General features: G+C 34.3%; 13 protein-coding genes. 6 read left to right on the top strand and 7 right to left on the bottom strand.

The features are described 5' to 3' along the window. Nucleotides 1-4 precede the first annotated feature (4 nt). From ccmE to PVV60_RS06460, 5 genes are all read right to left on the bottom strand, one after another. Complete coding sequence (gene ccmE / locus PVV60_RS06440) at nt 5-484, bottom strand: cytochrome c maturation protein CcmE (protein ID WP_273723882.1); 480 nt, start codon at nt 482-484, stop codon at nt 5-7. A 77-nt stretch (nt 485-561) separates the two neighbouring features. Next, nucleotides 562-1332 (bottom strand): tetratricopeptide repeat protein, encoded by a 771-nt coding sequence (locus PVV60_RS06445; RefSeq protein ID WP_273723883.1) that lies wholly within the window; start codon nt 1330-1332, stop codon nt 562-564. 248 nt (nt 1333-1580) lie between these two features. Further along, nucleotides 1581-2999, bottom strand: coding sequence for an ATP-binding protein (locus PVV60_RS06450; protein WP_273723884.1), 1419 nt, complete (start codon nt 2997-2999; stop codon nt 1581-1583). Further along, nucleotides 2999-3664 (bottom strand): response regulator transcription factor, encoded by a 666-nt coding sequence (locus PVV60_RS06455; protein ID WP_273723885.1) that lies wholly within the window; start codon nt 3662-3664, stop codon nt 2999-3001. Before PVV60_RS06455 ends, PVV60_RS06450 begins: the two co-directional genes overlap by 1 nt. A 21-nt stretch (nt 3665-3685) precedes the next feature. After that, the gene (locus PVV60_RS06460; RefSeq protein ID WP_273723886.1) at nt 3686-3922 is read right to left on the bottom strand and encodes a hypothetical protein; all 237 of its coding nucleotides are present in this window, start codon (nt 3920-3922) and stop codon (nt 3686-3688) included. A gap of 327 nt (nt 3923-4249) precedes the next feature. Between PVV60_RS06460 and PVV60_RS06465 the strand changes: the two genes are divergently transcribed. From PVV60_RS06465 to PVV60_RS06480, 4 genes are all read left to right on the top strand, one after another. Next, nucleotides 4250-6400, top strand: coding sequence for a transglycosylase domain-containing protein (locus PVV60_RS06465; protein WP_273723887.1), 2151 nt, complete (start codon nt 4250-4252; stop codon nt 6398-6400). A 17-nt stretch (nt 6401-6417) separates the two neighbouring features. Then, nucleotides 6418-7014, top strand: coding sequence for a DUF1214 domain-containing protein (locus PVV60_RS06470; RefSeq protein ID WP_273723888.1), 597 nt, complete (start codon nt 6418-6420; stop codon nt 7012-7014). After that, nucleotides 7007-7546 carry a hypothetical protein gene (locus tag PVV60_RS06475; protein WP_273723889.1) on the top strand — a complete coding sequence of 180 codons (540 nt, stop codon included), beginning with the start codon at nt 7007-7009 and terminating at the stop codon, nt 7544-7546. Before PVV60_RS06470 ends, PVV60_RS06475 begins: the two co-directional genes overlap by 8 nt. A 532-nt stretch (nt 7547-8078) precedes the next feature. Next, nucleotides 8079-8864: a DUF1499 domain-containing protein gene (locus PVV60_RS06480; RefSeq protein WP_273723890.1), complete on the top strand. Its 786-nt coding sequence runs from the start codon at nt 8079-8081 to the stop codon at nt 8862-8864. Nucleotides 8865-10405: 1541 nt separating this feature from the next. On the opposite strand, the gene PVV60_RS06485 is transcribed toward PVV60_RS06480, so the two are convergent. Next, a complete protein-coding gene (locus PVV60_RS06485; RefSeq protein WP_273723891.1) occupies nt 10406-10540 on the bottom strand; it encodes a hypothetical protein in 135 nt (44 codons plus the stop codon). 1061 nt (nt 10541-11601) lie between these two features. Here PVV60_RS06485 and PVV60_RS06490 point away from each other — a divergent pair. Next, entirely contained in the window at nt 11602-11730 is a 129-nt protein-coding gene (locus tag PVV60_RS06490; protein ID WP_273723892.1) for a hypothetical protein, read from the top strand. A gap of 1163 nt (nt 11731-12893) precedes the next feature. On the opposite strand, the gene PVV60_RS06495 is transcribed toward PVV60_RS06490, so the two are convergent. Next, nucleotides 12894-13700, bottom strand: a complete 807-nt coding sequence (locus tag PVV60_RS06495; RefSeq protein WP_273723893.1) for a hypothetical protein — start codon at nt 13698-13700, stop codon at nt 12894-12896. A 253-nt stretch (nt 13701-13953) separates the two neighbouring features. Here PVV60_RS06495 and PVV60_RS06500 point away from each other — a divergent pair. Beyond that, on the top strand, nt 13954-14630 hold a 677-nt coding region (locus PVV60_RS06500), incomplete at its 3' end, for an ABC transporter transmembrane domain-containing protein (protein WP_273723894.1).

A 14630-nucleotide genomic window follows, 5' to 3' on the forward strand; every position in this document is an offset into this window, starting at 1 on the left:
CGAATTATTTCTCCATACTGTAATGTTTTTTCAAACGATCAGCTGTTTCTTTAGGCATATAAGTTTCGTCATGTTTTGCTAAAATGCGCATCCCTATAAAAAAGCCCTGTTTATCGAAATGCCCTTCTACAATCACCCCCTGACCTTCACGAAAAAGATCCGGTAAGGCACCGTTGAAAACCACTTTTTCATGTTTTTTGTTATCCGTTACAAAAAAAATAACGCCTCTCTCTCCAACATATTGAACCGTTCCCTTTTCAACAAAACCACCCAAACGCAAAGGACGCCCCGTTAAAATATCTTCTCTTGTAATTTCAGAGGGCATTCTAAAAAAACTAACCGCATGACGCATTGCATACACTATGAGACTTGCTACAATTGTCATAATCAAACAACATAATAATATGATCAGTAAGCGCTTTTTTTTTCGCTGCTCTAAAACAACCTTCCATGAGGCAGAATTCTTTAAAGATTGACTGTTCATAGATACTCTACGAAAAAAATTTAAATACGTTATAATTAAGTATCAATATTTTATTTTTTAAGAGCTTTGCACATCTTCTACATAGGTGCAAGATTTCTTTTCTCTGTATGCTCACTCGATAAATCACGTAACTGAATCATCATTTTTTTAACACGTGATTGTCCTGAAAAATTTTCAGGCATTGTATCAAGAAAGCTTTGTAAAAATTGCACTGCCTGCGCAGTTTTTCCTGCTTGATGAAATGCATCGGCCAACAATAAACGTGGATAAAAATCTGTTGGCGCTAAATCTGCTGCTTTTTGAAAAGCATTTTGCGCTTCTTGCGTTATCACTCCCCCTTCATAACCAACCAATGCTAAACCGTATCCTACAAGCCTTGGAGCTGTTTCTCCATTCAAACGAAGTGCATCTAAATAAGTATTTACAGCTTCTTGAAACAGGCTTTCTTCGAGATACCCTACCGCTAACGCATCTGCTAGCTTGCCATCATGAGGTGCACGGAAAAAAAGCACTTGTAAACGAATAAGCTTTTCTTGCTTACTGAGAGTTTGAGGATTTTTATCCATCAATTCGCTAAAAAAATAACTTTTCACTTCTGGATTGCCTGTCAGCCCATAAATACTCCATGTCATCAGAAGAACAAACAAAATACTCAAAGCCTTAAGAAAATTTCTTTTTTTATAATGCATATAAAGCTTGTTAAACTCAATCGTATGCTTATGACTTCTATAACCATCTACGGTTTCAAATTTCCATTCTTTCTTTATCTCATCGTCAAAACGTAGTGAAAGAAAAAGAATACTTGCCAGAAAAGTCAGAAAAAATGCTGCAAAAATTAATAAGAGCATATCATTTTTTTCCAATACGAACAGAAAATAACTCGCTTACATTTTACCCTCTTCATGAGAAGAGTGATGTGAATTGATAAAAATTCATTTTTTCATGGAAAATATTATAAAATCTATTGTCCATTTTTCTTATATATATATCAATTAAACAAAGAAACTAAAAACAATGTTTCCCTACTCGTTATGTATTGTCTGAAAATACTGCTTTACAAACTTTATAGACATTTCTTACTTAAGGAGAAAATATGTTATTCTCCCGTCTTAGGTAATAAAACTTTTGCATATAACCCACCCAAATCAGAACGTGATAAAAAGAGCTTACCACCATATTCACTGACCATATCTGAAACAATTGCTAACCCTAAGCCTGCCCCTAGTTTACTTTCATCAAACCGCCGCCCTCTTTTTAATGCTTCCTCCATTTTGTCTTCTGTCAAACCAGGACCATCATCTTCTACAAAGATACTAAAATATTCTGTTTCTTCAATATTTTCTTCTAAACAACAAGAGATCAAAACCTTTGCTCGAGACCACTGAGTAGCATTTTCAATCAAATTCCCTATAATTTCTTCTAAATCTTCCTTCTCTCCAGAAAAAACAATATCATCAACATCCATAATAAATTGAATTTGTTTTTCAGGATTAAGCTTTTTCATGACCCGCACTAAACGTTCAAGCACACTGCGAACAGACGTATGATAGACAATACTATCGCATTGTGCTGCAATCCGTGCACGCTGAAGATAATGATTGATTTGAGCTTGCATTATTTGCGTTTGTTCTCTCAACAAACTAGCCTTTTCTCCGCGCATCTTATCTGTCTCATTCATAATAACGGATAGAGACGTCTTCAATGAATGCGCGAGATTACCAACCTGTGTGCGAAATCGCTCAATAATACGCTGATTATTATTAATGAGAGCATTCATCTCTTGTACAAGCGGCATTACTTCGCTTACTAAATCCGTATTCACATAATGAACTTTTCCTTCGCGAATATCATTCAATGCGCGTCGAATAAGCTTCAACGGTTGAAAACTAAAGAAAATAATAGCAATATTAATAAGGACACTCCCGATACCGAAACTCCAAAGAAAAATTTGCAAAGTTCGCTTAAATTCCTTTACCTGGGCATGAGCTTCATCGATATTCCCAACAAGCCGAAAACGTGCAATATGATTTTTATTATCAAGAACAACATCACTCTCAATCACTTGTAGCTTTTGACCATTGTTCCCCGTTATCCGATAGGAGCGAAAGAATTTATTGTCAAAAGGTATATCAACATCACTTGGTGCAAATATCTCGCCTGTTCCCAATGAGGGGGATGTCAATCTTCCTTTTAAATTATGGGATATCGCAACAACTTCCCAATACCATCCTGTTGTTGGATCAGAATAACGAATATCATCAATCCCAGCCCCACCTCTCAAAGTACCTTCCGATGACACCGTCACTGTTGCAATAAGACTGTAGAGTTGAGCAGAAAGGATACGCTCTAGGCTTTGTTCAGTTGAACGCTTATAAAATAAAATACTGACTGCAGAAATCGATAAAAGAGAAATAACAACCCATAATGTTGATAAGATCATAACACGTAAACTGAGAGATCGAGTAATTACAAAAAAGAACCTCCTATACCAATTATTCTCTTCGACAACATTCATTAATCACCTAGCGTTCTCACGCGATATCCCATTCCTCGAATAGTTTCAATCAAATCCACTCCAAGCTTTTTCCGTAACCGACCTACAAAAACTTCCACCGTATTCGAGTCTTTATCAAAATCCTGATCATAAAGATGTTCAGTAAGCTCTGTTCTTGAAATGACCCTATCACAATGATGCATGAGATAGGAAAGCAGTCTGAATTCATAAGATGTTAGTTTAATCAATTGACCATCCACAAAAACACGAGACGTCTTCGTATCCAACAAAACATTTCCGCAACATAATGCACTTGTCGCATGTCCCGTAGCCCGACGAATTAATGCTCGCAAGCGCGCCATCACTTCCTCCAAATGAAATGGCTTCACAACATAATCGTCAGCCCCAGCATCAATACCGTGAACCTTATCAGACCAACGGTCTCGCGCCGTTAGCATTAAAACAGGCATGGAGAGCCCTTCTTGACGCCACTTTTCAACGACATAAATACCATCAATCTGCGGTAAACCGATATCAAGTATCACCGCGTCGTAAGACTCTGTGCTCCCTAAGAAATAAGCCTCTTCACCATCGAAAGCACTATCGGAAACATATCCTGCACGTCTTACAGCTTCTACTAATTGATGGTGAAGATTCCGATCATCTTCAACGATTAAGATACGCATCACAACACCATCTGCCAAAAACTAATCAGCAGGAACAAAAAACTCAACACGACGTAACTTTTCACCATTACGGGCTGGTACAACAACCACAATTGCACACATGTCCTTTCCGTCCTGAACTACCGGTTTTGAACGGACGAGAACCCCGCTCTCTTGCGCGGCAGCCTTCTTACCTACTTCAGCACACCCAGAAGCTAGAACAGAATCCGCTCCTAAAAAAGCTGCTATTATTACGAACAAGAATTTTTTTTTCATCATAAATATTTCAATAACCCACCTCTTCTCTTCCTTGATAAAGGATAAAAGAAATAATGGTTTTTTTCAGTCGATTTAAAAATCACAAATGGAAATAATTTATCCTCTATCTTACAGAAAAACATATTAATATTACTCTAAATTTTTAAAAACTCAAAATAAAAATATTTTTAATAATGAGAATAAAATCTCAATACACTATCTTACGAAAAATGAATAATTCTAAAATAAACTCTTTCTCTTTTAGCACTATAGCAAAAAAATACTTCTACTCCATATAATTATTTTAGATTTGTTTGGTTGTATTTCTTTGCCATAGGCTCTCTTTAAATGTTTGATTTTTTTAAAAAAAAGAAAAGGCGACACCGTAAGCCATTTCACAGTCCTGCTCTCATTGAATTAGACGCACGATTAGATACAGCGCTTTATCACATTCGTTCTGCTAACAGTTTTTTCTGGAAAAAGGCAAAAATCGTCTCACAAAATTTTCATCTTCAAGGATGGAAACGTTTTATCGTTGAAGTTCTCGATGAAATACTGACATTAGGGTTGATGGGATTTACTCTTTTCACTATTTTAGGCATTTCTGTTTTTCAACTGACCAAAACAGATTGGTCTTCTCCTAAAAACTTTTCCATTCTTTTTCTAGATCGCTATGGAAATTCCATTGGGCACCGTGGTGCATTGCCAACGATCTCTGTCCCCGTTGAAGAAATGCCTGACACTGTCATTAAAGCAGTTCTTGCTACAGAAGACCGTCGTTTTTTTGATCATTGGGGTATTGATTTTCAAGGGCTTACACGGGCAGTTTCACAAAATATGCAAGCTAACGGTGTGGTGCAAGGTGGCTCAACTCTCACACAACAATTGGCTAAAAATTTATTCTTAACAAACGAGAGAACCATAACACGTAAAATCAAAGAAGCTTATCTTGCTCTTTGGCTAGAAGCAAATTTTAGCAAAAAACAGATTTTACAACTTTATCTTGACCGAGCCTATATGGGAGGAAACAATTTTGGTATTGCCGCAGCGGCAAAATTTTATTTTGGAAAAAACATACGTCATGTCTCTTTAAGTGAATCTGCTATGTTAGCAGGACTCTTTAAAGCTCCAACAAAATATGCTCCTCATAGTCATCTCTTTGCGGCTCAAACACGTGCCAATGTCGTCCTTTCTAATCTTGTTAATAGTGGCTTTATGACGAAGAGCCAGATTATCAATGCGCATCGCCACCCTGCTAGGGCACTTCCCCAAATAGAAAATAATCAGCCTGATTATTTTCTTGATTGGGCATTCGAGGAAGTCAAAAAAATGCGTAATCAACTTCCAAGCCATAGTTTAATTATTCAAACGACCCTTGATCCGAATATTCAAAAAGCAGCAGAAGAATCAATTGCATATCATTTACATCAGTATGGTCAACAATATCGCGTAACACAAGCTGCCACTGTTATACTCGATAATAACGGTGCCGTATGCGCAATTGTTGGAGGTCTAGATTATAAAAAGAGCCAATTTAACAGAGCGACACAAGGCGGACGGCAAACTGGTTCTTCATTCAAACCTTATGTTTACGCAACCGCACTGGAACACGGACTTTCTCCATCAACAATCGTTTTAGATGCTCCTATTAATTGGGGAGGTTGGACACCAAAAAATAATTCTGGTCGTTATTTGGGAAAAATTGATTTAGCAACAGCTTTAGCTTTTTCCATTAATACAGTCCCTGTGTATCTCACCTATCAATATCTTCACCGCGATACCCAACCCATCATAGATCTCATCAAGAATATGGGGATTAATGCGCATATTTTATCACACAAAACGATGGTTCTTGGCACTTCCAACATGACCCCTATGGATCAAGCAACTGGCTTTAATGTCTTTGCGAATGGCGGGATAGCTGGTAATCGGCATGGGTTCATGCAAATCAGAACAATCGATGGACATGTGGTATGGGATTTCGAGCATAGCGGAAATAAGTTACACAGAGTTCTCAGCAGACAATCAGCTGCTTATATGAACCAAATGATGGTGGGTGTCACAACACGAGGATCTGGTAAGCGTGCTGCTCTACCCATGACTCTTGTCGCTGGGAAAACTGGAACATCACAATCCTATCGTGATGCTTGGTTTGTTGGCTTTACAGGCAATTATACTGGAGCGGTATGGATGGGAAATGATAACTTTTCACCGATGAATCGTGCTTTTGGGGGTGGAGTCCCTGCCATGATATGGCAACGCATCATGCTTGCTGCACACCAAAATATTATGCTCAAACAACTCTATGGTGTTAAAGATTCTCTTCTTCCTTATCATCCCCCAATACTTTCCTCCCATGCAGATTCTGAATTCTTCTCCCCAACGCCTTCTACGCTTTCTCCTGAAACATTGAATATTGTGCGATTGATTAACAAAGATCTGAAAAAACCATCTGAAATTTCGTTGAAGATGAAAACAACTGGAGATTCAACATTTTGAATTCAAGATATCCACTGATGTTTTTTAATATCACCATTTTCTTTTTTATCTTCGCTTTTTCTATTTTATGTGGAAAATGGAGTGTCGATTATGTGCTCAATTCCTTTCATCATTTTGGACTCTTTAGAATTGGAAAATGGAGTGCTTATCCACAAATGGGAACCGCCAATATGGATCCCTATACCCGCGCTCGCACCGCTAAACAAGGCATTGTTTCATTCGGACGCACTGAAGGTATTCAATTCCAGATTTGGCGAGATAACCAAGGGCGCCCACTCCACCCTCACTGTCATTATTTGCTCAAAGGCACCATCCCTGAAACTCGTCTTTTTACCCTTTATACAGCTGACAAATCCCTAAAACCCTATACTTCATCCAAAGAAATACCTTTTGAACTCCACACGAACGCTATTACTTATGAGCATGACGGCTCATTGCGCATCAATATTTCACCTACACCGCAAGCCGGCAATTGGCTTGCAACAATTAGTCAAAAAGAATTCGGGCTTATTCTCACTTTATACGATACCCCAATCATCTCAGCAACGGCATTACAAAAGCTCACAATGCCCTCAATAGAACAAATCCCATCAGGACAAATAAATTGTGACTAGATTTATTCATACCGCACTTCTTGCAATCATTGGCGCTATTATCGTTCATATTTGCGTTCTCTTTCTCATCCCCACTTGGGCACAAAATAATATATGGACAGCACTTAAAAAATCCGGCGCCCCTTATCAATTTGTTGCTTTTACTCCCGATAATCCTATTCAACAATCTGCTGATCCACTCTTTCTTCTTAAAGTCTGCAGATTTAATCTTGAAAATGGACCTGTTCATTTGAAAGCTTTGAAAACACGACAATTTTGGTCACTCACTGCTTACACACACAACGGAATTATTTTTTATAGCCTTAATGACCGAACAGCCCCTGATAATACTCTCGATCTTATCATTGGAAAAACAATACAAATAATAGAACTCAAAAAATCAAAACCTAAAATAAATGCTAATTCAGTTTTGGTTGCTAAAAATTTGAATGAAGGTTTTGTCATTTTACGTATTTTTGCCCCTTCTTCACTTGCAAAAAAGGAAAGTGAATCTTTCCTTTCATCTGCAACCTGCCGCATATTTTATGAATAAAAACAGACTAACCTCTCATTTGGACAACACCTTACTTTCTATACAAAATAAACAAAGCCTCTCAAAATGGTTATCTTTTTTCTCTATTAATCGAATACGCGAATTCAAGTTTGTCTGATTGTAGATCCCTCAATTTTTATTGAGATAGAATGAAATCTCTATTGCACATCATCATATCCTATTTGATACGCATTATCTGACAGAAAAAACTCCCCGCAATCAGAAGAGAAAAATCAAGAGTAAAGTTCTAGAAAAATATGCTGCTAACAACCGTAAAACTTGCTATTTGAGTTTTTTCTTTTTATTTACAAACGTTTCCATAAAGTTTGCATCAATGACATGATAAACTATAGAGGAAATTCTGATACCTTCAATAAAGTGCGAAAATAATCGCTGGAAACTTATAAGACATTATGCATCCTTGATCTCAAAAATAAGTGCTTTATTTTTCTCTTATAAGCAGAAGTTTTTTGTAAAATAGGCACTCTGAAAAAACTTGGCTTATAGTTTACAATTGAGGGGAAAAAACTTCATGAAGAAGAGATATGTTCGGTTCGTTTCAAGAGCAGCAGTATGGTCCCCTCGATTTGGTGGATTAGCGTTCTTTATTTTATTATTTTCAGTCATTTTACAACGTTTTTCCGTCATTAACGTAATTGATTTCATAATTTTGATCGGAATCTCTAGCGGCTGTGTGATTATTTCTCTTTTTCTTGCTTTAAAAGCACTTCATAGCTTATGGGTCTATGGAGCCCTAGGGGGAATGAAAGCTTTAAAAGGGATCATTTATTCACTCATAACTACTACACCATTGATGTTATTTTTTGGACTTTGGTTGACCTTACCAGCTCTTTACGATATTTCTACCGACACACAAAGCCCACCCGCTTTTTTTCGCACAATACGTCCCAGCGATGCTTTGCCACTTAAAAGTGTTTTGACTGAACAAGCAGCATTACAGATGTCACAATGGCCAGAAATATCGGGGCGCCGTTATGATGGTTCACCTGATCGTATTCGCGAATCTGTTCTCAATGTTTTAGCAGCCTATGATTGGCCTGTTGTGGCTCAAAAAAAGTTTAAAGGTGAAGAGAATGAACTGTATATTGAAACAATGGCAAAAACTTTTTACCTTGGTTTCATTTCAGACATTATCATTCGTTTAACTGATGAAGGGGATACAACTTTTGTTGATATGCGCTCTGCTTCTCGTTATTTGCCAAGAGATTTGGGAACGAATGCTGCTTTTATTATCGATTTTATGGATGCACTTGATACAGAAATCGCCTCACTTCCTCTTTCTGAAGATAATGAGTAGAGGCTAGAAGTATAGTAAGTTACATTTACTAAATTAGCTTATTTCAAAAATAAATTTTGAGACGTGCAGAAATGCACAAAACAGTTATCGACTCTCAACGGCTATAAGCATTACTGACAAGTTCTTTGACCACCCCAAGGCAACTTATAGCCTCTTTTTAGCGCGTGACATATAGATAAAATATTTGAATTCAAATTCTAAACTTAAATACTATAATTGATTTTACATATATTTTTTATGCTCAGAAATCTCATCATGAGAGTAGTCAAGAAGACTTCTCTAATAAGGAAATTAAGCATTTTGTACAGGCGTATTTTTCCAATGAAAATAGAAAAATATACCCTCATCAAGAAAGATTAAATACATTTATCATAAAATATGATGCATATGTAATATAGTTACAGAAAAAATCAACAATAAAATACACATAAATTCATCTGTATTTTACAATAAATGATTATTGCAATTTCATAAAGAAACTTCATAATAATAAAACAAAAATTATATATAATTACAAATAATATAAACTTATTTAAATGAAAATCATTTTTCATCAAACATAATTTAAATATAAATAATAATATCTAATATATTTAAACGCCATATAAATAAAATAAAACGCCAAAAATAACAAAAATAACCTACTAAATGTATTAATTGCTTCATTTATGCTATTTTTCCAATTGTCACCACTGTATCTATAAATTAATGAAAATATAAAAATAAATATTGAAAATAAAATATCAAAAACATTATTATATAAAGATAATAAATAATTATTTTTCATATAAATAACGTATACAAATAAAAAATGTTATAGAAAGTAATATAATAAATATAATGAACAAAAATGTGCTTAATAACATTTTTTTCACAATTTCTTTGTTACTATAACCTTTAAATTTATAATGTAAAAACATGGCATAGAAAAATATAAAGAAAAAACATGTAGAAGATAATAATTCTGCAATAATACGAATAATATCACTCATAAAAAAATCTAAATTAAATATATATAAAAAACTAATTTATTCTTAATTAATGATTTAATGTTAATATTTTTTTCATTACATACCTTAGATACATAATACAATTTAAATAAATATAATTAAACAAAAAATGCAAAAAACAATTCATAAAATATATTAAAAATATAGATAACAAATAAAATTTCCAAATTAATTTATAATTACAAATTAATAATGAATAATCATTGTTCATAGAAATAACGTATATAAATAAAAAATGTCATAGAAAATAATATAAAGAACAAAAATATTCTTAACAAAATTTTTTTCCAAATTTCTTTTTTACTATAACCTTTAGATTTATAATATGAAAACAATGTATAGAAAAATATAAATAAAGCACCTATAGAAAATAATAATTCTACAATAATACTAATAAGCTCATTCATAAAAAAAATCCAAATTAAATATATAATTTTGTAAATTATGCACCTAAACCTTCTTGTCAAGTTTGTAGACACATAATTATGCCTACAAGCTTGTTCATTTTAGAAATATCTGCTGATTTTTATATTAGCGATAACATTTATAGCCTGTATATCCCAAACCTGTACCAAATCCTACTGCAGAACCAACTCTTCCTCCTAACCATAGACCTTCCGCAGCGCCTATTGATCCTCCAGTTACCCCCCCCCATAACTCCACCAATTACCACTCCCATATTATGTCCCCTATGTCCCATTGAAAATCCTGCAGAGAGATAATCTCCAACAGTACCCCCAGGTCGTGACCCACTGCTTGAAAAATTCATTGATGTAAAATTAGACCAACCTAGAAAAATTAGAACCAAATGAACGAAACATAATAAATAATTTTTTAATTATTAAAAATAACTGTATTACAACGATACGGTGGGAATTATGTTATTATTCATTTTAGCAAATTTCAAATATAATTTGTATAAATAACAATAAAAATACTTTATAAATAATAAATACATTATGTTTATATTATATATATCAAAAGTTTTAGCTATTTCACTATTGATTTAATATATGTATATATAAATAACAAGATTAACTAAAATAATTATAATTTATATAAATAATTTTTATAAAATTCCCATATATTCAATTAATAAATTTGCAGCATAGTATAATATAAAAAACCTAATTGTTGTTAATATTGTCCTTTTTATACTCCAGTTCTCACCTTTAAATCTATTGTAAAAAAACATGCAAAGTCCAAATCCAATTGCTGTCATTAAGGAGCTAGTAAAAGTATGCATAACAAAAAATCCAGACTGAAATTTCATCTACTTTATGAATGATTTTATATATAGAGAGATATAGATAGAAATTGAGAATGCTATAAATAATAAACTTAACTTAATTAAATATAATTTTATATATAAACAATCTTTATAAAATTCCCATATATTTAACTAATAAATTTCCAGCATAATATAATATAAAAAACATAATTGTTGATAATATTGTCCTTTTTATACTCCAGTTCTCACCTTTAAATCTATTGTAAAAAAACATGCAAAATCCAAATGCAATTGCTGTCATTAAGGAGCTAGTAAAAGTATGCATAATAAAAAATCAAAAATAAAACATCTATTGTCATAAACAAAAATATCCCTGAAATCAGTTTAACCATAGCTTTAAAGTATGTTTACAATATCACTGATCTCAGAAATATCTTTATCGTTATTTTCTAAATAAATTAGAAACAGTGTTCTTCCACTTTATGAATGGCATTTATTGTACTTATCTATCAAACCGTTAGCTGCTCCTCCTAATCTGCCTGTTAGCGCTCCTTCCGGACCCAATAACGCACCAGCAATACCTCCTATTACTTCTCCTATGAGTCCGCCTGCACCTTCTGCTTAGGAATGAGCGCCTGCGCTACAATCATCTTTTTCTGGAAAAAGCAAAATTTTTAGATGTGAGTTAATAATTGAATCATGTGATGAGCATGCTATTTAGCAAGAAATAAACTATAATCTGTAAAAATATATAAATTATAATAAATAATAAAATACTGATAATAACTTTATTTTATGTTATTTTAAAATTCCCATATATTTAGCTAATAAAATTCCAGAGTAATATAATATAAAAAACGTAATTGTCGATAATATCTTCCTTTTTATACTCCAGTTCTTACCTTTAGATCTATTGTAAAAAAAAATTGAAAATCCATATATAAACGTTACCAATAAGGCGCCAGTAAAATTATTCATAACAAAAAAATCCAAAATAAAATATCTATTGTCTTAAACAAAAATATTCCTGAAATCAATTACCATAGCTTTAAAGTATGTTTACAATATCACTGATCTCAGAAATATCTTTATCGTTATTTTCTAAATAAATTAGAAACAGTGTTCTTCCACTTTACGGATGGCATTGATTGTACTTATCTATCAAACCGATAGCAGCTCCTAATAATCCGCCTCCTACTACTCTAGGTAGACCAGCTACTGCACCCAGCCCCTCCTCCTAATAAGGCTCCCACGAGACCGCCTGTGCCTACTGTTTGAGCATAAGAGCCTGCGCTACAACCATCTTATTCTGGAAAAAGCCAACTTTTGGGATGTGAGTTACTACTTTAATCATCTGATGATGCATGCTATTTAGTAAAAAAATCAAATATAATTTGTAAAATGTATAAATTATGATAAATAATAAAATGCTGATAATAACGTAATTCTATATTATTTTAAAATTCCCGTATATTCAATTAATAAATTTGCAGCATAATATAGTATAAAAAACCTAATTGTTGATAATATTTCCATTTTTATACTCCAATTCCCACCTTTAAGCATATTATAAAGAATCATTAAAAATTCGTATATAAACGTTGCCATTAAGGAGCTAGTAAAAGTATTCATAACAAAAAAATCCAAAATAAAATATCTATTATCATATACAAAAATATCCCTGAAATCAGTTTAGCCATAGCTTTAAAGTATGTTTATAATATCACTGATCTCAGAAATATCTTTATTGTTATTTTCTAAATAAATTAGAAACAGTGTTCTTCCACTTTACGAATGGCATTCATTGTACTTATCTATTAAACCTGTAGCAACTCCTCCTAATCCGCCTGCGGCTATTCCACCTGGCCCCCTTAATGCACCAATTAATGCTCCTACGCCTCCCTTTATGACAGCTGCTTCAACATAATCGCTTGTTTCACAACTTGGATTCGGATGGCGTTCATTGTACTTATCTATAAAACCGTTAGCAGCTCCTCCTAATCCGCTTACTACTACACCTGCACCAGTTACTAAACCAGCTGCTGCTCCTATGCCTCCGTGTATGGCAGCTGCTTCAGCATAATCGCTTACTTCACAACTTGGTGCCGTATAGCATGCATTGTATTTATCTGCCAAGGCGTCACCAGCTCCTGCTAGTCCACCTCCTATTGCTCCATTGACAAAGCCAGAACCGACACCTCCCGATCCAGAAAAAATACCTCCGACTGCACCAGCAATACCTCCTATTACGTCTCCTATGATGCCGCCTGCACCTGCTGCTTGGGCATGAGCGCCTGCGCTACAATCATCTTTTTCTGGAAAAAGCCAACTTTTTGGATGTGAGTTACTACTTGAATCACCAGCTCCTCCTATTCCGCCGCTTACTGCTCCACCGAGTAAGCCAGTACCTGCACCTCCTGGTCTAGCAATAGAACCTCCAGCTGCACCAGCACCACCTCCTAATATTGTTCCTACAATGCCACCTGTACCTGCTGCTTGGGCATAAGCGTCTGTACTATAATCATCTTCTGGAAAAAGCCAACTTTTTGGATGTGAGTTACTATTTGAATCATTTGATGAGCTTGAACTACCCATTTAAATCCTCCTTTTATTATTAAAAATAACTGTATCATAATGATGCAGTGGGCAATTCTTTACTGTTAATTTTATAATAAGTCAAACATAATTTGTAAAAATAATAATAAAAATACTGTATAAACAATAAATATATTGTGTTTATATTATAATCTACAAAATGTATATTTTTTATAAATATAATACTATTTACAATACTGTTTAAATATGCGACATCAATCGCTCTTTCTCTTAAATAAAATCATAAATTCAAATGAGTCATTCACAAGAAAAACCAGTATCCTTCTCTTGGTTTACAAGAACAACAAAGAAATATATCTATTATGTCATCGAACTCAGTTACGTTGCTGTTGTTTTGCGTTTGCTGGGCTTGGTGAATCCTTTTATTTTTCAAGCGATTATCGACCGTATTCTCCCTTTTCAGCGTATTGAAAGTCTCTATGCTATCGTTGTCTTGATGGTTGCTATCATGCTGTTTAGCACAGCTCTTAGCACTCTTTCAGGCTACTTAGGAGCTTATTTAGCCAATCGGCTTACGCTAGAATTTGGACGGCGCATTTACACCCATCTTTTAAGTCTCTCCTTGCCCACTTTACGCCGTTGGCAAGTGGGAGAATTGTTTTCACGTATTGGAGAAGTTGATACAATTCGCGGTTTTTTAACAGGAACCATCGCCACAACTGTGCTAAATGTTCTCTTTGCCATTATTTATATTGCTGCACTCTTTTCCATTAGTCCAAAACTGACCTTTATTGTCCTTATCATTTTACCTTTACAAATGGGTTCTTTAGCGCTGGTCGGTCCCTTCTTGCGCCGCCAATTACGCCGTGCTTTCACTCTGCAAGCTGTCCATAAATCGCGCCTTATTGAAAGTTTTACCAATCTTGAAGCCATTAAAGCACACGTAAAAGAATCTGCTCATACAATACG

The sequence above is a fragment of the Bartonella sp. AU18XJBT genome, assembly GCF_028618595.1.
Lineage (GTDB): Bacteria > Pseudomonadota > Alphaproteobacteria > Rhizobiales > Rhizobiaceae > Bartonella.